The organism is Stenotrophomonas sp. 3diitr2024 (assembly GCF_042136455.1).
In the GTDB taxonomy this organism is placed as follows: domain Bacteria; phylum Pseudomonadota; class Gammaproteobacteria; order Xanthomonadales; family Xanthomonadaceae; genus Stenotrophomonas; species Stenotrophomonas sepilia.
Genome location: NZ_JBHHMJ010000137.1, coordinates 1 through 22732 on the forward strand (window position 1 = coordinate 1; position 22732 = coordinate 22732).

A 22732-nucleotide genomic window follows, 5' to 3' on the forward strand; every position below is an offset into this window, starting at 1 on the left:
TCAGATCCCTTTGCCACCGGCAAAGGGATCTGACCCCTGAACACCCGCGCAGCCTCAGCCCCCACCCAGCGCGTGCACGATCTCCACCACGTCGCCCTCGGCCAGGACGTGCTCGCCATGGCGGCTGCGGCTGACGATCTCGCCGTTGACCTCGACCGCGACCCGGCGTTGCAGCAACTGCTCGGCCTGCAGCAGATCGTGGAGGGTCGCCGAGGCGGGCAGGGTACGAGGTTCGCCGTTGAGCTGGATGTTCATCGGCACATTGTCGCCTACGGCCTGCGCGGATCGGAACCCTTGCAAACTGCCTCGGCCGCCAGCCCCGGCACAGCGTTGTCCGACGCTGCCGGGCGACAATCCATGCGGCGGCGCAGCGTGAGCAAAACGCGGCGCAGTGAAACCATTCACCGTGCGCCGGCGTACGTCCGCCGGGTCCTCAACGATATCCCCACAGGAGTTTCTTACATGCTGCTCAGCAAACGCCCGATCCGCTCCCTGATGGCGGCCGCGATCGCGCTGGCCGCGGTTCCGGCCATGGCAGGCGAATCCCCGTATTCCAAGGCCGTGTTCTTCGGCGACAGCCTGACCGATGCCGGCTATTTCCGCCCGCTGCTGCCGGCCGATGTGCGTCCGGTGACCGGCCAGTTCACCACCAACCCGGGTTGGGTGTGGTCGCAGCAGGTCGCCAACTACTATGGCCTCAATGGCGCCGCCAACGGCAACGGCCAGAGCGGTGACAACTATGCAGTCGGCGGTGCCCGCGTGTCGGTGGACGAGGCCGGTGGCCTGGGCGTGATTCCGTCGCTGAAGTCGCAAGCAACCCGCTACCTTGCCGCGAACGGTGGCAAGGCTGACGGCAACGCCCTGTACACCGTATGGGGAGGCGCCAATGATCTGTTCGCGGCCACCCGCGCGGCGGCAGGTGGCGCGTCGCAGGCCCAGGTGCAGGGCATCATCGGCGCAGCGGTCACCGACCAGATCGCGCTGGTGGGTGCGCTGAAGCAGGCCGGCGCCCAGTACGTGCTGGTACCGAACCTGCCGGATGTGGGCATCACCCCGCAGTTCCGCGGCCCCAATGCCGCCGCCGCCACCGCACTGTCGGCCGGCTACAACAAGGCCCTGTACGGTGGCCTGAAGCAGGCGGGCATCGAGTTCATTCCGCTCGATACCTTCAGCATCCTGCGTGAAGTGACCGCCAACCCGGGCATGTACGGCTTCACCAACGTCACCAGCACCGCCTGCAAGATCGATCCGGCCAACTCGACGCAGAGCATCCTGACCTGCAACCCGACCAGCTACGTCAGCCCGGATGCGGCCAACACCTACCTGTTCGCCGATGGCGTGCACCCGACCACCGCCGGCCATCAGCTGCTGGGCCAGTACGCCGTGTCGGTGCTGGAAGCGCCGCGCCTGCAGCAGGTGCTGAGTCACTCGGCGCAGACCATCGGCCGCTCGCGCGCCGACCAGGTCAGCATGCACCTGGGCGGCCGTCCGGCTGACGGCCTGTCCTGGTGGGGGGGCGTGCGGGGTGACCTGCAGCGCTACGACCACGCCGACCTGTACGACGGGCTGGCCCCGGCCGGCCTGTTCGGTATCGACTGGGCACGCGACGGCATGGTGTTCGGCGGCTTCGCCGGTTTCGGTCGCCTCAGCGCCGACTTCGGCAACAACCGCGGCGACTTCACCCAGAAGGACACCTCGGCCGGTCTGTTCGCTGGCTGGTACGGCGACCGCATCTGGGTGAACGGTCAGGTCAGCTACACCTGGCTGTCCTATGACGTGAACCGCAAGGTCCAGCTGGGCCCGGCCACCCGTGAGCATGGTGGTTCGCCGGACGGCAGCAACCTGACCGCCGCCCTGAACGCCGGTTACGAGTTCGGCACTGAAGGCGGCTTCCGCCACGGCCCGATCGCTTCGGTGATCTGGCAGAAGGTGAAGATCGACGGTTACACCGAAAGCGCCGCGGCCGGCACGCTGGCCACTGCACTGGGCTACGACCGCCAGAACGTCGATTCGACCGTCGGCCGCATCGGCTGGCAGGCCCGCTTCGATGGCGGCACCCTCAAGCCGTACGCGCAGGTGACCTACGACCACGAGTTCGAGGACACCAAGCAGGCCAGCGCCTGGCTGCAGACCCTGCCGGAACTGGGCAGCTACCGCGTGCCGGGCCTGAAGTTCGACAAGAACTACGCCACCGTCGTGCTGGGTGCCCGCACCGAACTGTTCGGGCTGCAGAGCAACTTCGGCCTGAGCGCGTCGACCGGCCAGAAGCGCGCGCAGGACGCCACCCTGTTCGCCAACTTCAGCGGCACGTTCTAAGCAGCAACCGCCGGGGTCGGATCCCTTTCCGCGAGGAAAGGGCTCTGACCCCTCGCGGATGCGGTGGCCGCCATTGCGCAACACTGGCCCAACCGCATAGACTTTCACCGCGCACTGCGGGCGTAGCTCAATGGTAGAGCTGTAGCTTCCCAAGCTACTGACGTGGGTTCGATTCCCATCGCCCGCTCCATCCTTCAAGACCGCGCCGCGTTTCCGCCGCGCAGGTTCCTTCAGACAGCCTCAGTACGCCGCGAACACCGCGGCCAACGCGTCCGCGTCCAGCACGCGTCCCTGGGCGCGATCATGCGTGTGCAGGTACCAGACCTCGTCCGGCTCCAAGTGCCGTGTCAGGTGCCACTGGTTTTCCCGGGCCAGAATATCCACCCGTCCCTGGCAGCCGAAGCAGAAGCGGGCCAGAGGCTTGATCGCGGCGGCCTTGCCATTGACGTTCAGGGTCAGTGCGGGGGCCGCGTAGGTTTTCAGTTCCCCGGATGACGGATTCTCGGTGATGGTGACCGTGTCCCGACGCAGCGTGGCCACCTCCGCCTGCACCAACGGTTGCAGCCACAGTTCGAGGGTGTCGAACAGCACATGCAGCGATTGGATCCAGTCCTGGTACTGCTTTTCGACGGCGGCGGCCCTGGCCTGCTCCGCGTGTGCAGATTGCTGCAGCTTCTGTGCAAGTTGCTCCATTTTCGACATCGGGATTTCCGCTTTGGGAGGAGCTTCCATGGTGATCGGCACGCTCGCCTGCTTCCAGCCGAAAGCGACATTTTCGTAGAACTCCTAGAGGCGCTGCGGAGGGGGCGCGTAACGCTTCAAACTTTTCCCATGGGCAGGCCGGCGCTGACCGACTAGCGTGAGCGGATACTGACCAGGAGCTGCCTTCCATGAACTGCCGGAACGACGTCGTCGAGCGCATCCATCGGATCTTTCTTTCCGCCGGCGTCGGCTCGAACAAGCAGCTTGAAGCCGTGCGCGCGCTCGGGCGTGCCGGTGGTCCCAAGGCCGCGGAACTGCTCGAGCAGATCTACCAGCAGGCATTCAGCAATTCTGCCCTGCAGATGGCCTGCGTGGCGGCGCTGGGCGAAGCGGCCCGTGGCTTCCAGGTCAGTGCTGAACGGGACAGCTGAAGCTTCATCCACAACGCTCGAGATCGTCGACGACGGGCATCATCCGCCCGCCACACGCCCGCGCTATGCTGCGCGCCTGCCGACCGATCCCTCCGCGATGAAGCTCGCCATCCTGTCCCGCAACAGCTCCCTGTATTCCACCCGTCGGCTGGTCGAGGCGGCGCGCGCGCGCGGCCACACCGTGCGCATCCTCGACCCGTTGCGCTGCTACATGCGCATCGCCGCCGATGGCTTTTCCATGCACTACAAGGGCCGGCCGATGACCGGCGTGGACATGGTCATTCCGCGCATCGGTGCCTCGATCACCCGCTACGGCACCGCCGTGCTGCGCCAGTTCGAACTGATGGGCGCACGCACGCCCAATCCGTCCGATGCCATCCTGCGTTCGCGAGACAAGCTGCGCGCGCACCAGCTGCTGGCGGCCAAGAGCATCGACATGCCGGTTACCGTGTTCGGCGACAACCCCGATGACACCGTCGATCTGCTGTCCATGCTTGGCCCGCCGCCGCATGTGGTGAAGCTCAATGAGGGCACCCAGGGTCGCGGCGTGATCCTGACCGAGAAGGCCAGTGCCTCGCGCGGCATTGTCGAAGCGCTGCGCGGCCTGTACGCCAACTTCCTGATGCAGGAATTCATCGGCGAGGCCAAGGGCGCCGACCTGCGCTGCTTCGTGGTGGGCGACCAGGTGGTGGCGTCGATGCAGCGGCAGGCACCGGAGGGTGACTTCCGCTCCAACCTGCACGCTGGCGGCACCGCCGTGGCGGCCAAGGCCAGTCGCGCCGAGCAGCAGGTGGCGGTGCGTTCGGCCAAGGCGCTGGGCCTGTCGGTGTGCGGCGTGGACCTGATCCGCTCCGCGCGCGGCCCGCTGGTGCTGGAGGTCAACTCCACGCCGGGGCTGGAGGGCATCGAAGCGGCCTGCGGTGTGGACGTGGCCACACGCATCATCGAACACGTAGAGAAGATCAAAAAGCCTTGATTATTCATGGGGTTGTGATTCTCATGGGTAAATGATCCGGGGCTTTAACGAGGCTTTAATCGGCCCCGGCGTAGGCTTCAGCGAACCGCAGCTCTGCCTCTCAGCAGGATCGGTATCGGGATACGACTTCAGGCCCAGGCGGGTGCACCGCCTGGGCCTTTTTTATGCCTGTCGGCTCTGTGCCCAAGGTCTCTTGTGGAGGCCGCGTGACGGTCGTAGAGTTGGCCCTTCGTTCCGGGATGGATCGGGAGGTTGGCGATGTACCGCATCATGACGATCGCGTTGCTGCTGGGCCTGTCTGGCGCTGTTGCCGCCAAGCCGGAGAAAGTCGCTGTACAGATGGACCGGCAGGGGTCGGTCGCCGAGCAGATGCGCCAGGTGGAAACCGCGCTGGCTGCCCCCGACTATGCCGAACTGTCTGCCGAGGATCGCGGCCAGGTGCAGCAGGCGCTGTCGCGTATCCGCCAGCACATGGGCGAACGCCAGACCGTGCAGGAGCTGCCGCCGCAGTTGCAGGCCGAGGTCTTCAACGAGCAGGAACGCATCAACACCCTGATGGCGCGTGGCCATGACGACAGCCGGCAGATCTGCAGGTACGAACGCACCACCGGCAGCAACATGCCCAGGAGCCGCTGCCTGACCGTGGCCGAACGGCGCCGGATCGAAGAGAAAGGCAAGGCGCTGATCAACGACCAGCGCAGCTACAACACGCTCAGCCCACCGCCCGCCGGGCGTTGACCGCACCGCCTTTCGGTCCACCGGGGTGCCGTAACGGCGTATCGGTGGCACCGCAGGGTCGGTGTTCCACTCATGGAAGAACCTGGAGGTAACAATGCAGCGCATGACCCCCTTCGCCCTGATGCTGGGCCTGGCACTGGCCACCACCGCGCACGCCAAGCCCGAGAAAGGGCAGGTGAAGTTCGACGCCAACGCGCCGGTGGCCGAACAGATCCGCAACGTTGAGACGGCGATCAACACCGAGGACTACAGCGAGATCGGGCTGGAAGACAAAAGCCGCGTGCAGCAGGCGCTGGGCCGTATCAAGATCAAGATGGGCGACCACGAACGGGTAGAGCAGTTGAGCCCGCAGGACCGCACCGAGATCTTCAACGACCAGGAAGTGATCAACACGATCATGACCCGCGCCCATGCCGACAGCCGCATGGTCTGCCGCCGCGAGCGCACCACCGGCAGCAACATGCCGCAGAGCGTCTGCCTGACCGTGGCCCAGCGCCGCAAGGCGCAGGAAGACAGCCGCAAGGCCCTCAACGACAACCAGCGTTTCAACAACTACAAGCCGTAACCGTGGTTGGACCGGTCGCAGGCCGCCATCGGTCACCCTGCCGTGCGTCCCTTGTGGACGCATCGGCGCAACCGTAAAGTCGAGACCCTATTCATGGACGAACATGGAGCTCGTCATGTACCGCACCACTACGCTCGCCCTGATGCTGTCGCTCGGCCTGGTGGCCACCGTGCAGGCCAAGGCGCAGAAGGACACCGTGCAGATGGATTCTTTCACCCCGGTATCCGAGCAGATCCGCCGCGTTGAAACGGCCATGGGCAGCGAGGACTACAGCGAGATCGGGCTGGAGGACAAGAGCCGCGTGCAGCAGGCGCTGAACCGGATCCGGATCAAGATGAATGGCCGCGAGAAGTTGGATGAGCTGGCCCCGCAGGAGCGCAACGACCTGTTCAACGAGCAGGAGATCGTCAACACCATCATGACCCGCGCCCAGGCCGACAGCCGCATGATCTGCCGCCGCGAGCGCCTGACCGGCAGCAACATGCCGACCAGCGTCTGCCTGACCGTGGCCCAGCGTCGCAAAGCCCAGGAAGAGAGCCGCCGGGCGCTGACCGACCAGCAGCGCATCAGCCGCTGAGCGCTCGCCCCGGGGGCGTTTGCCGGTGTCGTCCCTCCGGTACGAAATGTTAAGAATGGAACCTGTATCGTTCAGCAGGTAGACGTCGCGTCCACCCGCACAGGGGCATCCTGAGCAGGTGGGCCTGGCCCCCCGACGACCCTTCAAGAACCAGAGGTCCCAGTGCGCATTCTCGTAATCGAAGACAACAGCGACATCGCCGCCAACCTTGGCGACTACCTTGAGGATCGTGGCCACACCGTGGACTTCGCCGCCGACGGCGTGACCGGCCTGCACCTGGCGGTGGTCCACGAGTTCGACGCCATCGTTCTGGACCTGAACCTGCCGGGCATGGACGGCATTGAAGTCTGCCGCAAGCTGCGCAACGAAGCGCGCAAGCAGACCCCCGTACTGATGCTGACCGCCCGCGACTCGCTGGACAACAAGCTGGCCGGTTTCGATTCCGGCGCCGACGACTACCTGATCAAGCCGTTCGCGCTGCAGGAAGTGGAAGTGCGCTTGAACGCTTTGTCGCGACGCGGCAAGGGCGTGCAGACCCGCGTGCTGGAAACCGGCGATCTGGAATACAACCTGGACACGCTGGAAGTGCGTCGCCAGGGCAAGCTGCTGCAGCTCAACCCGACCGCGCTGAAGATTCTGCAGGCCCTGATGGAGGCCGCGCCGGCCGTGGTTACCCGCCAGGAACTGGAGACCCGCGTCTGGGGCGAAGAGCTGCCCGATTCGGATTCGCTGCGTGTCCACATCCACGGCCTGCGTGCGGTGGTCGACAAGCCGTTTGAAGTGCCGCTGATCCAGACCCGCCATGGCATCGGATACCGCATCGCCACCCCGGAAGCCTGATTCCGTGGCAACCAAGGGGGAGCGCCGGCGTTCGCCGTATCGGCGGCGCCTGCGCAGCCGCATCATCGTCTCGTTCGTGTTGTTGGGCTTCTGCCTGACGACACTGTTCGCGTTCGCCACCAACTGGGCCCGCATGCGCGTGGAAAACCAGCTGGTGGAAGACGTGATGAACCGCAACATCAACGAGTACGTGCGGCGGTTCTACGAGAGCCCGGATCGCAACCCCGACCTGCCCGTGCAGCAGATGCGTGCGCGCCTGATCAAGCCTGACAAGTTCGAGGCGCTGCGCGAGGAAGAGCCGGACTGGTACGAGTTCAAGGATGGCCTGTACAACATGGGTGGCGTGGACGAGCGCGGCCAGCGCTATTCGTACAAGCTGGCCGTGCGCAAGACGCCCGACGCCTGGGCATTCCTGGCTTACGACATGACCGACAGCGTGCGCGGCGGGCAGCAGCTCAACCGCGCGCTGGTACTGTCGGTGCTGGTGTTCAGCCTGTTGTCGCTGGTGCTGGGCTGGTGGTCGGCCTCGAAGGTGATGAAGCCGGTCTCGGACCTGGCCGCGCGGCTGCGTGCCTATCGCGGCGGCACCAGCGAGCCCGAGCCGCTGGCGCCACGTTTCCCCGATGACGAAGTGGGGCAACTAGCGCAGGCGCTGGATGATTATTCGTCGCGGCTGACCGAAGTGGTGCAGCGCGACCGTGAGTTCAATGCCGACGTCAGCCACGAGCTGCGCACGCCGCTGGCGGTGATCCGTGGCGCCACCGAGCTGCTGCTGACCCGGCCCGGCCTGGATGAGAAGGTGCTGCAGCGTCTGCAGCGCATCCAGCGCGCCGAACAACAGTGCAGCGACCTGATCGGCGCACTGCTGCTGCTGTCGCGCAATGAACGCGGGCAGGGCACCAGCAACGTCGCGCGCGTGGCCGAACAGCTGCTGGACGCCCACCGTGCACAGCTGGGAGGCAAGCCATTGGAACTGGCACTGGAAGGCGAGCGCAACCTGGTGATCGATGCGCCGGAAGCCGCGTTGTCGGTGGCGCTGGGCAACCTGATCGGCAACGCGGTGAAGTACTCGCAGGATGGCGAAGTGCGCGTCTTTGTCGGCAGCAATTCGGTGTCGGTGACCGACAGCGGACCGGGGCTGAGCGAAGAGGATGCCGCCAAGCTGTTCCAGCGGGGCTATCGCGGCACGCATGCCGGCCATTCGCAGGGCGGTGGCATCGGCCTGTCGATCGTCAGCCGCCTGTGCGATCTGTATGGCTGGCAGGTGAGCGTGCGCCCCGGTGGCGAGCGCGGCGTGATCGCCACCCTGACGTTCTCGCCGAAGCCGTTGTAAGGGGCTTTACCTTGGTGGGTGCTCCACGTTTGTAGAGCCGAGCCCGCGCTCGGCTGCGGTGGCTTCCCGGAGCCGAGCATAGGCTCGGCTCTACAGCGGGTTCGTTTTGCGCCCTGTGTCGCTTGTGCCATCGAATTAGCTTCGCAGACGTGATGCGCCAGAAGCCCAACACGACATCACCGTGACCGCCGCCACGCCGCGTGCGTGTCCACATGCACGCATTCGTAGCCTCAGCTGCGGCTTGAGAATTTCCTTACAGATCACAGCGCTGCGTGATGGCCAGATGGGTCGGCCGGGGCAGGTGCCTTGGCCGGGATTGGCGTCCTGAAAAAAACCTTCAACTCAAGCGCTCCGGGTGTGCTGCGGCTCATCACGGAAAATGCATCGGCTGCCTTGTTTCGGCGGATGGTGCGTGGGGATTCATCAGAATCCGCTGGAGTCTTTTTCCTCGCGCTTGAGTTGTTGGGTCTCCGGTACGCCAACCCGCACCGTCCGCCACCTCGCATCCGCAGGTGGCTCGTCGTCTGCGAGGAGATTCACCATGTCCGCACGCCCCTTGTTCCCCCAGCTGCACGCCCTGATCGGCGAAGCCGCCGACCTGCTGCCGGCCGACGTCGCCGAACGCGTCGAAACCCTGCTCGATGATCCCAAGGATCTGCTGCCTGCGTTGCTGGCCCGCATGGACGGTCGCGATGCAGCCGACGGGCGGCGATTGGAAGCACAGGGCCTCAGCCCGGCACAGGCGGCCACCATGGCCGGCCTCAGCCGCACCCTGGCCGGCTTGAATGCACTCATGCAGGTGCTGCACGCCGCCGAGGCGGCCCGCGAACAGGGCGGTGCCCACCAGCAGCTCAGCCCGGATGTCGTAGATGGATTGCTGCTTGGCGCACGAGAACTGGCCCGCTATGCCCGCCTGCAGCTGGAGTAGGTCCACGCAATGCGTGGATGCGCGATCTGCTGCCGCAACTGCCTTGGGTCGCGCGTACGCTTTCTGTGGTCCGCTTGTGGCCGCTTCGCGCGCTGCTTCGGGGCGGTCGGGCGGCCACAAACTGCCGTTACGTCTTGCTGCCCCTAACGATGGGGATATGCGATGAACTCGCTTGCCACGATGAGGCGGGAGGGGATCGCAGCTCAATTGCCACAGTCCAATGCTCTGCGTCTGGATGCGGCACCAAGGTTTCACAGGAAGCGTCTCCTGTGTAGAGTCAGAAGGAAGCCGTGCACAGGCCATCGCAAGGCTAATGCTTGGAATTAGGTGCGCCCTTGTAGCATTGCTTTCTTTCGCTTTTTCCACAAGGAGGTGGTTGTGGGTGTTCTGTGTTTAGATTCGACCGGATGTGCGCTGGCCGCAATGCGGCAGATCGCCTCGGTGGCCTCATTGAAAGATCGGGCTGCGCATCTATGCCGGGCTGTAGCGGCTTTCGGATTTCCTGTCTTGATCCTGATGCTAGGTGGGATCTTCTCCCTCAATGCTAACGCTCAGGAGCGGGTAACGAGATACTGCTACGAAAGGTGTTTCTCAAGCCTTTATGAGGCGGAGGCCGAGCTTCGGGAAAATGCCGGTTCGTACGGCAACCTCTGGCGTAGGCGCGAGACACATCAGTACATGGATTCTGCGAGTGGTCCGGTCTTCATGATCCGCTATACCGTAGATGATCATTCCCCCAGTGTCCTGTACCCGCCCGGCTACGTGATATCGGGTTGGGACTCACGTCAAGGCATCTGCTCCCCAGCGATCGATCCTTACAACGCCACAAAATGCGCAAATGAGGAAGAAGCGGTCAAGGGGATGTTGGCGAACTTCAGAGCAACTTGGCCAGCTTGTCCTCATGTTGAGGAAGGTTTCGAGGGAAGCTACGCACCGGATTATGCGAGTGTTCGTCGAACTTATGGCTACGGCTCAATCTCGTTCTCGTCGGCTCTGCCGGGAGCGGCGAATCGAAAGTACAACTACACCGTTTGGTGCCCGGGTTGGGGTAATGGTAACGAGCCTCCTTCCCTGCGTAACTTCTCGCTGGCGAAGATTCAGCATTTTGATTGCCCAGCGGGTTTCCAGCCGAAGCATGCTGACAATCCTGCGTACGTCCCGGGCGGACTTGGCTTGGATTGGCCTCTACTGTGCGAGCCGACTATGCCGGCGCAGGCAATCTATGTGTACAACATAACGCAGACTGAATCGGCGCCTGGAAACTGCAATCCGTGTTTTCCCGCCACGGGCGATAAAGCACGGTTTGAAGTGGATTTCCAGTTTGCAGGGAAGGACTTCGTCCGTTCCTATCACTCGCTGGGGCAGATCCAGATCTCACCCGAGTTGGGCGTGAACTGGTCCCATACTTACATGGGAATGCTGACGACTGTTTATGGCACCGGGCGCTTCACAGAAAGAGGTTACCTGGAGACGTATCTGTCCGGACGCGGGGATCGCGCTTCTGCAGAGATGCTCAGGAAGCTTCCTGACGGTGGCTTCGAGCTCATTGAGGCGTCAGGATCAACACGGCGTTTCGATGCGCAGAGACGTTTGATTGCGATCGGCGACCCTGATCCAAAGAACGGCGTCTCGCTTCACTACGATGCGAATGGCAGACTGCGGCGAGCCGTTGATGGGTTGGGTCGGTCATTGGTCTTCGCCTACGAACGTGGCAGGCTGATCTCAATTACGCTCCCCGACGGCTCAGCGGCTACATACACCTACGATGACTTCGATAACCTTACAGGGGTCGTAAGGCCCGATGGCACCTCTCGACAGTATCTGTACGCGGAGCCTGGGCTCGCCCCGGCGGCGGGGCGTAACCTGTTGACGGGCATCGTCGAAGGCGGCGTGCGGTACGCAACGTTCTCGTACAACGAGAAGGCCAAGGTCACGGGGAGCCATCTCTGGTCGGCGGGGCAGTCTGTGGATGCCATCACCATTAACTACAACAGTGATGGCTCGGCGACGACCGTGAACAGCCTGGGTGAGGTCCGTCAGAACTTCATTGGCGGTGAGAAGTTCCGGCAGATCACCCAAACCACGGACTCAAACGGGAGCAAGTCGTTCGGGTTTACGCCAAATGGCCGACCCTCCTATACGCAGGACGCGCTGGGGAATCGGACGTCATACGCCTACGCTGACTCCAGTAGTGGCCCGGTTTCGCAGGTGCTGACGACGACAGAGGAATCATTGGGGCGGGTGACGCGGACGGTCCGTGATTCGGGCAACAGGGTGATTGAACAACGTGTGAGCCAGAAGAACGCTGGCGATGAACAGCTCGTTTCGCTTGATAGAGAAGTGCTGGATACAGCGGGGCGTGCTCTCTATTCATGCCAGTACGATGCAACGCAGGGCACGGATTACGTGTGTGGCTCCCTACCCGTTGCGCCTGGCAATGTCCGGCAGACGGCACGTGCGTATTGCACGGATGCAGATGTGGCCGCCAATGCAATGCTGTGCCCCCTCGTGGGCCTTCAGCGCTCGATCAAGGATCCGGCGGGCAATGTCACGCAGTTTGAGTACTTCGGCGCAAATGATCCGGGCTGTGACGCAGGGGGCGCATGTTCCCATCGCAAGGGCGACCTGCGGGCAATCGTCAATGCGTTGGGTCAGCGCACCGAGTTGCTGGAGTATGACGCGCTCGGTAACCCGGTTCAGATTCGTGGCATCGATGGTTCCGTAGTCGAGCGGTTGTTCGATTCGATGGGGCGCGTTCTGACGGAGACGCTCAAGGGCGATGTGCCGGCCAATGACCGCATCAGCCTTTATGAGTACAGCTCAACGGGCAAGCGGACTCGTGTCACCGGGCCAGATGGTGTGTGGGTTCGCATGGTCTATGACACGGCTGATCGACTGGTGGCCATCGAGGACGCGGCCGGTAACCGTGTCACCTACATCCTGGACGCCGCTGGCAACCGCGTCCGCGAAGAAGTTCGGGACAGTAGTGGTGCGTTGAAGCGGTTTGGGGATCGTCAGTTCGACACCCATAGCCAGATGACCCGACAGGTGGGTGCTGACGGACAGCCTTTCCTCTTCCGTCATGATGCCAATGGCAACGTGCTGGAGACCGAGAGTCCGCTGGGTGTTGTTTCAAAGAGTACCTATGATGGTGCAGATCGCCCCAAAGTGCAGATTCAAGACGCGGGTGGGATCAATGCCGAAGTCCGCTATGCCTATTCCGCCAACGGGCAGGTAGAGCAGGTCGTCGATCCCAAGGGCCTTGCCACTCAGTACACATACGATGGTTTTGGTGCTCCCCAGGGCCAGCTTAGTCCCGATACTGGCAGTGACGGTTTCACGGTGGATGCTATGGGCAATCGCACGACGCGCACCGATGCGCGCGATGTGAAAGCGACCTACAGCTACGATGTGCTTAACCGCCTCAAGAGCATCACTTATGCGGACCCGAATCTGGATGTGGTCTACGCCTATGATGCTGCCCCTGCGGTCTGCCCGGCTGGTGAGCGCTTCGGCGAGGGGCGCGTGGGTCAGGTGCTGCATGCGGGTGGCAGTACGGCATACTGCTATGACCGTTTCGGTCAGTTGGTACGCAAGGTACAGACGGTCGACGGGGTTGGTTTGACTCTGCGCTACTCCTACACCAAGGCGGGGAGGCTGGAGCGGTTGACCTATCCGGATGGCAGTATCACCGACTATGCCTACGACAATCTGGGCCGTGCCAGTGAGGTAGGACTGACGCTTCCAGGGCAGGCTCGGAAGGTGGTCGTTACCAACATCACGTACGCACCGTTTGGCCCGATGACGGGTTGGGCGTACGGTAACGGCCGCCATCTGCTTCGGGAGTTGGATGCCGATTACCGTCCGACTCGGGTGTATGACGCGGCGCCCGGAGGCTTGTCCATCGGATTCGGCTACGACGCGGATGGGAATATTGTTGAAGTCAAGGACGGCACCGGGACGACCACGCTGGCGCGATATGGCTACGATGCGCTGGGCCGCCTGACTCAGACCCGGGATGGTGCAACCGGCACGCCGATTGAAACCTATGCCTATGACGCCACCGGTAATCGGACCGCGCTGACCACCTCGGCAGGTACCGCCAGCTACACCTATCCAGCAACCAGCCACCGGTTGACCGCGGTGGATGGCGAGGCACGTAGCCATGACGCAGCGGGTAACACCACCAGCATCGGCAGCAAGGCGTTCACCTATAGCGATGCCAATCGCATGAACGCGGTGAAGCAGGGCAAAGCTGTGCTGGAAAGCTACGCCTACAACCATCGCGGTGAGCGCGTGCTGCGCACCCCAGCCGGTGGCGCTGCTCAGATCACCCTGTATGACGAAGCGGGGAAGTGGCTGGGCAACTATTCGGCCACGGGCCAGGCACAGCAGCAAGCCATCTGGCTGGAAAACTATCCGGTGGCGCTGATCAATGTGCGGGGTAACGGTGTTCCGGAGCTGGCCTATGTCCAGCCGGATCATCTGGGCACGCCGCGCGTGGTGATCGACCCGGCGCGCGATTCGGCGATCTGGGAGTGGAGCAGTAAGAGTGAAGTGTTCGGCAACCAGATTCCGAATGCCGATCCGGACGGAGACGGTGTGGCGTTCGAGCTGGCGCTGCGCTTTCCGGGGCAACAGACCACGGATGCAAATGGACTCTTCTACAACTACCGCCGCGACTATGATTCTGAGACGGGACGATATCTGCAGAGTGATCCCATTGGACTATGGGGTGGGTTGTCAACGTTTTCCTATGTCGAAGGAGATCCGTTGTCACTAGTGGACCCACTGGGGCTGAGAGGCGGAGCCCCGCCGAACATGAATAGACATGGGGGCGGGAACTCAGCACAGAGAAGGCAGGCGCTTCGTGCGCAAGTAAGAGCGGTTCAATCGAACTCACTCTCCTCGCCCATCTATTCACGGGGGCTTTCGCCTGAGGACGTGGGGTCATTGGAGAACGCGGCAAGTCTTGTGAGTGAGCATGACTACACCCAGTATTGTGCCGTTGAAATTTGCAGGGCATCTCAGGACCGCTGTACCAGTGGCGACGTAATGGTGGGCGGATTTCCGTCTGATCCAACTGTGGCGCAGGTTCATGCGCGCGGCTGCTCTTGTGCGAGCGCCTACTATACAAATCCGTATCCGCCACTTCTATCAAGGCCCGAGGTCGAGTCTGCCGATATCATTGAGATAGTGCGCGACACGTTAATCAATTGGAAGGGGCGCAGATAAGTGGTGGTCCTGCGGATATTCGGCTTTCTTGTGGGTCTATTGATGGTCGTCTATGGCGTTGCAGTCATGGACGATGCATTGATTGGGACAGGGCCTTGCCGAGCGAACTGTGGTCTGTATAGCGCCTTGATTCGTTTGTTCGGCCAGTCGATCTATAACAAATTGATGGGCTTTTCCTGGATTGTTGCGGGAGTGATGTTCATTTTTGTTTCCGTTGTGGTTTGGCGCGGAAAAGGACTCGCGGAAAGGCGTAGGCGGAAGAAGGGACGCCGACGTCGATAGAGATGAGTGGATGGAATGTCTCAGTAAATCCAAGTCATGCGCGAAAGGGCTTCCGCGCATTGCAAGCGGCTCGGTCCGCAGCGAAGCTTCGATTGCATCATTCTGGTGTTCGTATAATCCGCTGCTCTATTCGTGGAAGTTGCCAATCATCGGTGGAAGTGATGCATCCTGAGATTGAAGTGAAATTGACGGCTTCGGTAACTGGCTGTGCGAGCTGTGACTTGATGGCGCCGCTGTCGCGCGAAGTGAATGAGCTGGATGCTGCGGATGTTCTGATCAGGAAAGTCATTGAATGTCGCGGAGCGGCAATCCTGGCTGAGTCGACCCATCAGGCTCCTGAGATCACCGTGTGAGTTCGGGTAGGCGAGGGAGGTAGGGCGTGTCTAAATCTCTCTTCCGCAACCCTTGAAAAGATGGCATCTATATCTGCCTCATTAAGTTTTGATCCCGAGTTGACTGGAGACGGCGGCGCAGATGGTTTGGAATTGGAGGAGGAATGTGCTCCATCGACGCGACCTGAGCTGGTTGTCGTTCTCGTTGGTGACTCTCCTGTAAGTGGTGAAGAAGTCATCCTTTCCAGAGTCGAGCGCCAGCAATATGGAACTGGCGACATCCAAGGGGGAGTTCATGAAGCGTTGCAGCGCGGCCTTGAGAAGGTGGGAGGAGAGGCGAAGGTGTGGGCGCTGGAGGTGGGAGTACGCCTATCGAGTCAGCGCGGGGTGTGGCCGGGTTTCAATCTTTCTTGTGACGTGATCAGACTGATGGCGTCTAGTGGAGTCTCATTGGATTTCGATCCGTATGTCTAGCTCGGTCCTGTTGGTGGCCGACAATGGAGATCCGAATCGGCCGCCCCGTATGGCGCTATCCGAAGCATGCTTGAGCTCGAAGCCCGCTCTGATCTCGTCGACATTCATGGACTTTCCTGAGTGCTTCCTATGAACTACCCACATGGGGAAAAGGTGTTACTTGGCGACACCGTTGATCTTGGTGGCGGAACGCGCGGGATCGTGGTTGCCGTGATCGATGATGAGTCTTATGCAGTTGGCTTTTCCGCGGAAGAGTGGCGGTACCTCGGACGAGGTGCGTTGTTGCGAGCGCCTGGATTCGGTCTGCTGCACTGTGCAGACGCTGAGTACGACTTCACTTTGATCGAGCGAGGGCGATCAGGAATTCTTGAGCCGTAGAGCTGAGGGGCTTGATTCATCCACCAAGAGATTGGCGTTCTTCGCGCCCATAGCAGAGTCTTTGGTGCGCACACAGGAAGATAGATGGTTGCCGTACGTCTTTTCGGATGTCTCGTAGGTGTGCTGATGGTCGTCTATGGCGTGGCGGTCATGGACGATGCATTGATTGGGACAAGTCCTTGCCGAGCGAACTGCGGTCTGTATAGCGCCTTGATTCGTTTGTTCGGGCAATCGGTCTATAACAAGTTGATGGGCTTTTCCTGGGTTGTTGCGGGGGTGATGTTCATTTTTGTTTCCATTGTGGTTTGGCACGGAAAAGGATCTGCGGAAAGGCGTAGGCGGAAAAAGGGACGCCGAGGCCGATCGAGATGAGTGGATGAAATATCTCAGGAGATCCAAGTTGTGTGTGAAAGCGCTTCCGCGCAATGCGGACGGCTCAGCCCCCAGCCAAATCCAAATAGCGCTCATGCAGCGCTTCCACCTGCGCCTGCAGGTCTTCCGGGTGGCCATCGTTGACCACCACATCATCGGCCAGTGCCAACCGCTGCGTGCGGCTGGCTTGGGCGGCGATCATCTTGTCGGCCAGTGCGGCGTCGATGCCGTCGCGCTGCATCAGCCGGGCGTGCTGCACGGCTTCGGGTGCATCCACCAGCAGCACCCGGTCCAGCCACGGGTAGGCGGTCCGCCCACCGACCTCGGTCAGTAGCGGAATGGCGGCAATCGCATAGGGGCTGGCGGCCTGCTCGCACTGCTGTTGCATCAGCAGGCGGATGGCCGGGTGGGTGATCGCTTCCAGTGCCGCCCGTTCGGCCGGGTCGGCGAACACGTGGGCACGCAGGCGCGCCCGGTCCAGGCTGCCATCCGCCTGCAGCATGTCGGCGCCGAAGCGCTCGGCGATGCGGTTCAGGGCGGGGCTGCCGGCAGCGACCACCGCGCGGGCGGCCAGATCGGCGTCGGCCACCACGATGCCCAGCGCCTCGAAGCGCCGGGTCACCTCGCTCTTGCCGGCGGCAATGCCGCCGGTCAGGCCCACTACATACCGGCTCATGGGGATTCCCCTCAGCGCAGTCCGCTCAACACCAGGTACTGCTCGACCACGGGCGCGCCCCACATGAAGTACAGCCAGCCTGCGATGGCCAGGTAGGGGCCGAACGGAATGGGCGTGGCGCGGTCACGGCCCCGGGTGTACAGCCAGATCGAACCGATGATGGCGCCCAGCACCGACGACAGCAGGATGATCGGCAGGATGCCCTTCAGCCCGCACCAGGCGCCGAGGGCGGCCAGCAGCTTGAAATCGCCGTGGCCCATGCCTTCCTTGCCGGTCAGCTGCTTGAACAGCCACCAGACCATCCACAGCGACAGATAGCCCACCGCCGCGCCGACCAGGGCAGGCTTGGCCGGCATGTACAGGTTGTCGATGTTGCCTATCAGGCCCAGCCACATCAGGGGCAGGGTCAACTGGTCGGGTAGCAGCTGGGTGCGCAGGTCGATGCCGGACAGGGCGATCAGGAAGCAGGTCAGCACGATGGCGCCAAAGCCCTGCCAGCCGAAGCCGAACTGCCAGACGCAGGCCAGCACCAGCACCGAGGTCAGGGCCTCGACCAGCGGGTACTGCAGCGAGATCGGCGCCTTGCAGTGGCGGCACTTGCCGCCCTGGATGATCCAGCTGAACAGCGGGATGTTCTCGTACCAGCTCAGCTTGTGCTTGCAGTGCGGGCAGTGCGAGGGCTCGACCACGATCCCCGGTGGAGGGGGCTCGTAGAAGTCCGGTTCCTCCAGGACCTCGCGCGCATCGCGCTTCCACTGCCACTCCAGCCGCTTGGGCAGGCGCAGGATGACGACGTTGAGGAAACTGCCCAGCAGCAGCCCCAGGGCGGCCGCGGCGGGGTAGCCGAGGCCGGGATGCTGGTCGAGAAATGCCATGTAGTGATTATCCGACGACGGAAGCGAGCTTGAAGATCGGCAGGTACATGCCGATGACCATGCCGCCGACGATGGTACCAATGATCACCATGATGATCGGCTCCAGCAGGCTGCTCAGGGCGTCAACGGCATTGTTGACCTCCTGCTCATAGTACTCGGCCACCTTGAACAGCATGGCGTCCAGGGCACCGGCCTCTTCACCGATGCCGGTCATCTGGATGACCATGTGCGGGAACAGGGCGGTCTGTTTCATGGCCATGTTGACCGGGTAGCCGACCGACACGTCGTCGCGCATGCGCAGTACGGCATGTTCGTAAACCGTATTGCCCGTTGCGCCGGCCACGATGCCCAGGGCCTCCACCAGGGGCACGCCGGCCTTGAAGGTGACGGCGGTGGTACGGGCGAAGCGAGCGATCGAGCTGTTATGCATGATCTGCCCGATGACCGGCAGCTTCAGGACCAGCCGGTCCATGCTGTGCTGCATCTTCGGCGATCGTTTGTAGGCAGCAATGAAGCCGACGATCGAACCGATGATGACCAGCAGGATCAGCCACCACCACGACACCATGAAGCGCGACATGTTCACGATCATCTGGGTGAAGGCGGGCAGGTCCGCACCGAATCCCTTGAACACGTCCTCGAACTGCGGCACCACCCAGACCAGCAGGATGCCACTCACCAGCAGGGCAACCGCCAGGACCATGGCGGGATAGAACATCGCCTTCTTGATCTTGCCCTTCAGCGCTTCGATGTTCTCTTTATAGGTAGCGACGGTATCCAGCACCGTTTCGAGCACGCCGGCACCTTCGCCAGCACGTACGAGATTGCGGTAGAGCTCGTCAAACTGGACAGGATGCTTGCTGACGGCCTCGTACAATGACGAGCCGCCTTCAATGTCGGTGCGGACCGACTCCACCATCTTCTTCATGCGCGGGTTCTTGTGCCCGCTGGCGATGATGTCCAGTGCCCCGACGATCGGCACACCGGACTTCATCATGGTGGCCATCTGGCGGCTGAAGAACGCGATGTCCTTTGGCGAGATCTTGCTGCCGGCCGCGCCGAACAGCGGCTTAGACTTCAGTTTGACCACACCGGGGTTTATGCCCTGGCGGCGCAGCTCAGCTCGCAGCAGGTTCGCGTTCTTCGCGGCCTGCTCTCCCTTCATTTTCACGCCCCGCTTGTCGGTCCCCTCCCAGACAAACGGCTGCAGCTCCGTGGTGCTGCGCGCCACGGGCTCCTTCTTGATCGCACTGCGACTGACAGACATATCGGCTCCCCAAGGCCCGCCATCCCCAGGCGGGCATCTAGCCCCTGATGGTAGCGGGTTCATGCCCGTCTGGGCAGTTGCCAAGGGGCCCATGATGCGAATTCGTGCCGGGTGCCGACCAAAGGTGACGCACTGCGTCACATTGCCGCGTCCATCGCAGATTCGCATCCAGGGGGTTCCCATCCGTGAAATAGCTGCCATCATGGGCGCGGGGAAATCCAGGGGGAGGCGTGCCGGGGTTGGCACGCAACCTGCGTTGATCCACCCGCAGGGGGCAGGACCCGCTCAGCTGGCCACTGGCCAGACCGATCCTGTGCTCTGAAATCAACCACCACTTATCTTGGGGATGTACCAAAATGAAGAACCAGAAGGGCTTCACCCTTATCGAACTGATGATCGTCGTTGCGATCATCGCCATCCTGGCCGCCATTGCTCTGCCGATGTACCAGGACTACGTGGCCAAGTCGCAGGTGACTGCTGGCCTGGCTGAAATCACCCCGGGCAAGACCCAGTTCGAAGTTGCCATCAACGAAGGCAAGGCCATCGCTGATGCTGCTGCAATCGGTCTGAAGGTTTCTGAGCGTTGCACCGCCATTGAAGTGACCGACGGCGCTGATGGCAGCATCGCTTGCACGCTGGCGGGCAGCCCGAAGATCAAGGATGAAACCATCACCCTGAAGCGCGCTGATACTGACGGCACCTGGACCTGCACCACCTCGATCACGGAAGCGAAGTACATTCCGAGCGGCTGCAAGAGCGCCTAATTAGGTAGCTCCCAGCTGTGCAGAGGCCCCGCCTAGTCGGGGCCTCTTTTTTGGTGGCAGTGACGGCGCCACCGGACTCGTCGCACTCAGGGGGAGTGAGGAATGCGCAAAATTCGAGGTTTCACATTGATTGAATTGATGATCGTAGTTGCGATCATCGCGATCTTGGCGGCGATCGCTTTGCCGATGTATCAGGACTACGTGGCGAAGTCCCAGTTGACGTCCGCTCTTGCCGAAATCAGGCCAGGCAAAACCACGATTGAAACGGTCGTTCAAGACAGTCGCGACGCCAGCTTGATTACTGCTGACTACATTGGGTTAAGGGTTTCGGAGCGCTGCACCGCTCTTGATGCCGAGGTTGCATCTTCAGGGGTGGGCAACGTGACTTGCACAGTAGGTGGGGCTCCGCCGATCAACGGCAAAGACCTCATCCTCCGCCGCGCAGCCGACGGCACCTGGACCTGCGACGGCAGCGCCTTCGAAGCGCGCTATCGCCCAAACGGCTGTTGATCACACTTCGGCCTGCCAATGGGATGTTGGCGGGCCGTTGACGGGGCTATCATCCCCGGGGGAGTCAGGATCGTGCCTGCCGGGCTGGGAGTGCCGGGCGAGGCAGTCATGCTGAAGGATTGGCGTCGTCGTCGGCCAGCGGGTCGCGGCAGGTTCTGCTGCCCTGTGCGGTGCCCCTGGAAGGCGCGCCGCACTGCCTGACCCATGATGAGCCAAGGATCCATATGAACGCCGTAACCACCGCCAATCTCGTCGGCATCACCGGTCTGGCCCGCCGCCTGGTCCAGGATGGGGCACTCGACGAGGCTTCCGCCCGCGACGCGATGGCCAAGGCCGCTGCGGCCCGCCAGCCGCTGCCGACCTGGTTCGCGCAGAACAAGGTGGTCGGGGCGGCCCAGTTGGCGGCCGCCAATGCGGTCGAGTTCGGCATGCCGCTGTTCGACGTGTCCACGTTCGACGCCAGCCAGAACGCGATGAGCCTGGTCAGCGAGGAGCTGCTGCGCAAGCACAACGTGCTGCCGCTGTTCAAGCGCGGCGGCAAGCTGTTCGTGGGCACCAGCAACCCGACGCATTCGCTGGACGAGATCAAGTTCCACACCAACCTGGTGGTGGAGCCGATCCTGGTGGATGAAGACCAGATCCGCCGCACGCTCGAGCAGTGGCATGCCAGCCATGACACGCTGGGCGACGCGCTGGGCGGTGACGACGATGGCATGGGCAACCTCGATGTTGCAGCCGGAGACGAGGATCTCGGCGCCGGCGGCGACTCCGGCATCGATGCCAAGGGCGACGACACCCCGGTGGTGAAGTTCGTCAACAAGGTGCTGGTGGACGCGATCCGCAAGGGCGCCTCGGACATCCACTTCGAGCCCTATGAAGACGACTACCGCGTGCGCCTGCGCATCGACGGCCTGCTGAAGATGGTGGCGCGCGCGCCGGTGAAGCTGAACCAGCGCATCGCCGCACGCCTGAAGGTGATGGCGCAGCTGGACATCGCCGAGAAGCGCGTGCCGCAGGACGGACGCATCAAGCTCAACCTGTCCAAGACCAAGCAGATCGACTTCCGCGTGAGCACGCTGCCGACCCTGTTCGGCGAGAAGGTGGTGCTGCGTATCCTGGACGGCAGCGCGGCCAAGCTGGGCATCGACAAGCTGGGTTACGAGCCGGACCAGCAGAAACTGTTCCTGGAAGCCATCCACAAGCCGTACGGCATGGTGCTGGTGACCGGCCCGACCGGTTCGGGTAAGACCGTGTCGCTGTACACCGCGCTGGGCATCCTCAACGACGAGACGCGCAACATCTCCACCGCCGAAGACCCGGTGGAAATCCGCCTGCCCGGTGTCAACCAGGTGCAGCAGAACAACAAGCGCGGCATGACCTTTGCCGCGGCACTGCGCTCGTTCCTGCGACAGGATCCGGACATCATCATGGTCGGCGAAATCCGCGACCTGGAAACGGCCGAGATCGCGATCAAGGCGGCGCAGACCGGCCACATGGTGCTGTCCACGCTGCATACCAACGACGCGCCGCAGACCATCGCGCGCCTGATGAACATGGGCATCGCGCCGTACAACATCACCAGCTCGGTGACGCTGGTGATCGCGCAGCGCCTGGCGCGCCGGCTGTGCAGCAACTGCAAGCGCCCGGCCAATCTGCCCGAGCATGCGCTGCTGGCCGAAGGCTTCACCCAGGCGCAGCTGGACGCGGGTATCGAGCTGTACGAGGCGGTCGGCTGTGATGAGTGCACCGAGGGCTACAAGGGCCGTACCGGTATCTACCAGGTGATGCCGATGACCGACGAGATCGCCACGATCGTGTTGGCTGGCGGCAATGCGTTGCAGATTGCCGAGGCCGCGCAGCAGATCGGGGTGAACGATCTGCGCCAGTCGGCGTTGAAGAAGGCCGCTGCGGGCATCACCAGCCTGGCCGAGATCAACCGCGTTACCAAGGATTGAGGTAGCCCGGAGAGCAGCCGAGCATGGGCTCGGCTCTACAGTAGATCCACGCCATGCGTGGATGCCGCGATGCATGAGGTTGCCGGCCAGCGGCCGGCACTACCACATTGGTGGGTAGATCCACGCCATGCGTGCATGCCGTGATGCATGAGGTTGCCGGCCAGCGGCCGGCACTACCAGGTTGGCGGGCCCGCGTCGGGCCCTGT

20 protein-coding genes and 1 tRNA gene are annotated in these 22732 nt (G+C 62.7%); 16 read left to right on the forward strand and 5 right to left on the reverse strand.

What is annotated here, in order from left to right; translation table 11 throughout:
* Window positions 1-54: 54 nt before the first annotated feature.
* Window positions 55-255, reverse strand: coding sequence for a sulfur carrier protein ThiS (gene thiS, locus ABGA94_RS03295; protein WP_005418796.1), 201 nt, complete (start codon window positions 253-255; stop codon window positions 55-57).
* Between the two features lie 207 nt (window positions 256-462).
* On the opposite strand from thiS, the gene ABGA94_RS03300 reads away from it, so the two are divergent.
* Together ABGA94_RS03300 and ABGA94_RS03305 are read left to right on the forward strand one after the other, a co-directional pair.
* Entirely contained in the window at window positions 463-2316 is a 1854-nt protein-coding gene (locus tag ABGA94_RS03300) for an autotransporter outer membrane beta-barrel domain-containing protein (protein WP_111128028.1), read from the forward strand.
* Between the two features lie 116 nt (window positions 2317-2432).
* Window positions 2433-2506: transfer RNA gene (locus ABGA94_RS03305), tRNA-Gly, on the forward strand.
* A 50-nt stretch (window positions 2507-2556) separates the two neighbouring features.
* Here the strand turns inward: ABGA94_RS03305 and ABGA94_RS03310 are convergent.
* A complete protein-coding gene (locus ABGA94_RS03310; RefSeq protein WP_141239336.1) occupies window positions 2557-3060 on the reverse strand; it encodes a hypothetical protein in 504 nt (167 codons plus the stop codon).
* Window positions 3061-3206: 146 nt separating this feature from the next.
* Between ABGA94_RS03310 and ABGA94_RS03315 the strand changes: the two genes are divergently transcribed.
* The 11 genes from ABGA94_RS03315 (at window position 3207) to ABGA94_RS03365 (ending at window position 16107) form a co-directional block, all read left to right on the forward strand.
* Window positions 3207-3449, forward strand: coding sequence for a hypothetical protein (locus ABGA94_RS03315; protein ID WP_005418653.1), 243 nt, complete (start codon window positions 3207-3209; stop codon window positions 3447-3449).
* Window positions 3450-3546: 97 nt separating this feature from the next.
* The gene (gene rimK, locus ABGA94_RS03320) at window positions 3547-4425 is read left to right on the forward strand and encodes a 30S ribosomal protein S6--L-glutamate ligase (RefSeq protein WP_329846141.1); all 879 of its coding nucleotides are present in this window, start codon (window positions 3547-3549) and stop codon (window positions 4423-4425) included.
* 258 nt (window positions 4426-4683) lie between these two features.
* Entirely contained in the window at window positions 4684-5163 is a 480-nt protein-coding gene (locus ABGA94_RS03325; protein WP_005418649.1) for a hypothetical protein, read from the forward strand.
* A gap of 94 nt (window positions 5164-5257) precedes the next feature.
* Window positions 5258-5728: a hypothetical protein gene (locus tag ABGA94_RS03330; RefSeq protein ID WP_005418647.1), complete on the forward strand. Its 471-nt coding sequence runs from the start codon at window positions 5258-5260 to the stop codon at window positions 5726-5728.
* Between the two features lie 115 nt (window positions 5729-5843).
* Window positions 5844-6305 carry a hypothetical protein gene (locus tag ABGA94_RS03335; RefSeq protein ID WP_065185267.1) on the forward strand — a complete coding sequence of 154 codons (462 nt, stop codon included), beginning with the start codon at window positions 5844-5846 and terminating at the stop codon, window positions 6303-6305.
* A gap of 162 nt (window positions 6306-6467) precedes the next feature.
* Window positions 6468-7145, forward strand: a complete 678-nt coding sequence (locus ABGA94_RS03340; RefSeq protein ID WP_005410804.1) for a response regulator transcription factor — start codon at window positions 6468-6470, stop codon at window positions 7143-7145.
* Window positions 7108-8478 carry a HAMP domain-containing sensor histidine kinase gene (locus ABGA94_RS03345; RefSeq protein ID WP_032954439.1) on the forward strand — a complete coding sequence of 457 codons (1371 nt, stop codon included), beginning with the start codon at window positions 7108-7110 and terminating at the stop codon, window positions 8476-8478. The genes ABGA94_RS03340 and ABGA94_RS03345 overlap by 38 nt, the downstream gene beginning before the upstream one ends.
* 541 nt (window positions 8479-9019) lie before the next feature.
* Window positions 9020-9406, forward strand: a complete 387-nt coding sequence (locus ABGA94_RS03350; protein ID WP_100473728.1) for a hypothetical protein — start codon at window positions 9020-9022, stop codon at window positions 9404-9406.
* 705 nt (window positions 9407-10111) lie between these two features.
* Complete coding sequence (locus tag ABGA94_RS03355; protein WP_375366385.1) at window positions 10112-14641, forward strand: RHS repeat-associated core domain-containing protein; 4530 nt, start codon at window positions 10112-10114, stop codon at window positions 14639-14641.
* Between the two features lie 443 nt (window positions 14642-15084).
* Entirely contained in the window at window positions 15085-15276 is a 192-nt protein-coding gene (locus ABGA94_RS03360; RefSeq protein WP_134955241.1) for a hypothetical protein, read from the forward strand.
* Between the two features lie 582 nt (window positions 15277-15858).
* On the forward strand, window positions 15859-16107 hold the full coding sequence (locus tag ABGA94_RS03365) for a hypothetical protein (protein ID WP_262095746.1): 249 nt from the start codon (window positions 15859-15861) through the stop codon (window positions 16105-16107).
* A 436-nt stretch (window positions 16108-16543) separates the two neighbouring features.
* On the opposite strand, the gene coaE is transcribed toward ABGA94_RS03365, so the two are convergent.
* From coaE to ABGA94_RS03380, 3 genes are read right to left on the reverse strand one after another with little or no spacing between them, the layout of a single operon-like run.
* Window positions 16544-17155 (reverse strand): dephospho-CoA kinase, encoded by a 612-nt coding sequence (coaE, locus tag ABGA94_RS03370; RefSeq protein ID WP_111128019.1) that lies wholly within the window; start codon window positions 17153-17155, stop codon window positions 16544-16546.
* A gap of 11 nt (window positions 17156-17166) precedes the next feature.
* On the reverse strand, window positions 17167-18030 hold the full coding sequence (locus tag ABGA94_RS03375; protein WP_005418626.1) for an A24 family peptidase: 864 nt from the start codon (window positions 18028-18030) through the stop codon (window positions 17167-17169).
* Between the two features lie 7 nt (window positions 18031-18037).
* A complete protein-coding gene (locus ABGA94_RS03380) occupies window positions 18038-19297 on the reverse strand; it encodes a type II secretion system F family protein (protein WP_111128017.1) in 1260 nt (419 codons plus the stop codon).
* Window positions 19298-19653: 356 nt separating this feature from the next.
* On the opposite strand from ABGA94_RS03380, the gene ABGA94_RS03385 reads away from it, so the two are divergent.
* The 3 genes from ABGA94_RS03385 (at window position 19654) to pilB (ending at window position 22526) form a co-directional block, all read left to right on the forward strand.
* Window positions 19654-20061, forward strand: a complete 408-nt coding sequence (locus tag ABGA94_RS03385; protein WP_111128016.1) for a pilin — start codon at window positions 19654-19656, stop codon at window positions 20059-20061.
* A gap of 102 nt (window positions 20062-20163) precedes the next feature.
* Window positions 20164-20571, forward strand: coding sequence for a pilin (locus ABGA94_RS03390; protein WP_111128014.1), 408 nt, complete (start codon window positions 20164-20166; stop codon window positions 20569-20571).
* 224 nt (window positions 20572-20795) lie between these two features.
* Window positions 20796-22526 carry a type IV-A pilus assembly ATPase PilB gene (gene pilB, locus ABGA94_RS03395; protein WP_065185262.1) on the forward strand — a complete coding sequence of 577 codons (1731 nt, stop codon included), beginning with the start codon at window positions 20796-20798 and terminating at the stop codon, window positions 22524-22526.
* Window positions 22527-22732 lie beyond the last annotated feature (206 nt).

Bases quoted from the DNA above. Each gene is read 5' to 3' on its own strand.
- thiS (WP_005418796.1), bottom strand. From the start codon at position 255: ATGAACATCCAGCTCAACGGCGAACCTCGTACCCTGCCCGCCTCGGCG.
- ABGA94_RS03390 (WP_111128014.1), top strand. From the start codon at position 20,164: ATGCGCAAAATTCGAGGTTTCACATTGATTGAATTGATGATCGTAGTT.
- ABGA94_RS03365 (WP_262095746.1), top strand. From the start codon at position 15,859: ATGAACTACCCACATGGGGAAAAGGTGTTACTTGGCGACACCGTTGAT.
- ABGA94_RS03380 (WP_111128017.1), bottom strand. From the start codon at position 19,297: ATGTCTGTCAGTCGCAGTGCGATCAAGAAGGAGCCCGTGGCGCGCAGC.
- coaE (WP_111128019.1), bottom strand. From the start codon at position 17,155: ATGAGCCGGTATGTAGTGGGCCTGACCGGCGGCATTGCCGCCGGCAAG.
- ABGA94_RS03330 (WP_005418647.1), top strand. From the start codon at position 5,258: ATGCAGCGCATGACCCCCTTCGCCCTGATGCTGGGCCTGGCACTGGCC.
- ABGA94_RS03360 (WP_134955241.1), top strand. From the start codon at position 15,085: ATGCATCCTGAGATTGAAGTGAAATTGACGGCTTCGGTAACTGGCTGT.
- ABGA94_RS03325 (WP_005418649.1), top strand. From the start codon at position 4,684: ATGTACCGCATCATGACGATCGCGTTGCTGCTGGGCCTGTCTGGCGCT.
- ABGA94_RS03355 (WP_375366385.1), top strand. From the start codon at position 10,112: ATGATCCGCTATACCGTAGATGATCATTCCCCCAGTGTCCTGTACCCG.
- pilB (WP_065185262.1), top strand. From the start codon at position 20,796: ATGAACGCCGTAACCACCGCCAATCTCGTCGGCATCACCGGTCTGGCC.
- ABGA94_RS03315 (WP_005418653.1), top strand. From the start codon at position 3,207: ATGAACTGCCGGAACGACGTCGTCGAGCGCATCCATCGGATCTTTCTT.
- ABGA94_RS03350 (WP_100473728.1), top strand. From the start codon at position 9,020: ATGTCCGCACGCCCCTTGTTCCCCCAGCTGCACGCCCTGATCGGCGAA.
- ABGA94_RS03335 (WP_065185267.1), top strand. From the start codon at position 5,844: ATGTACCGCACCACTACGCTCGCCCTGATGCTGTCGCTCGGCCTGGTG.
- ABGA94_RS03375 (WP_005418626.1), bottom strand. From the start codon at position 18,030: ATGGCATTTCTCGACCAGCATCCCGGCCTCGGCTACCCCGCCGCGGCC.
- ABGA94_RS03300 (WP_111128028.1), top strand. From the start codon at position 463: ATGCTGCTCAGCAAACGCCCGATCCGCTCCCTGATGGCGGCCGCGATC.
- rimK (WP_329846141.1), top strand. From the start codon at position 3,547: ATGAAGCTCGCCATCCTGTCCCGCAACAGCTCCCTGTATTCCACCCGT.
- ABGA94_RS03345 (WP_032954439.1), top strand. From the start codon at position 7,108: ATGGCATCGGATACCGCATCGCCACCCCGGAAGCCTGATTCCGTGGCA.
- ABGA94_RS03385 (WP_111128016.1), top strand. From the start codon at position 19,654: ATGAAGAACCAGAAGGGCTTCACCCTTATCGAACTGATGATCGTCGTT.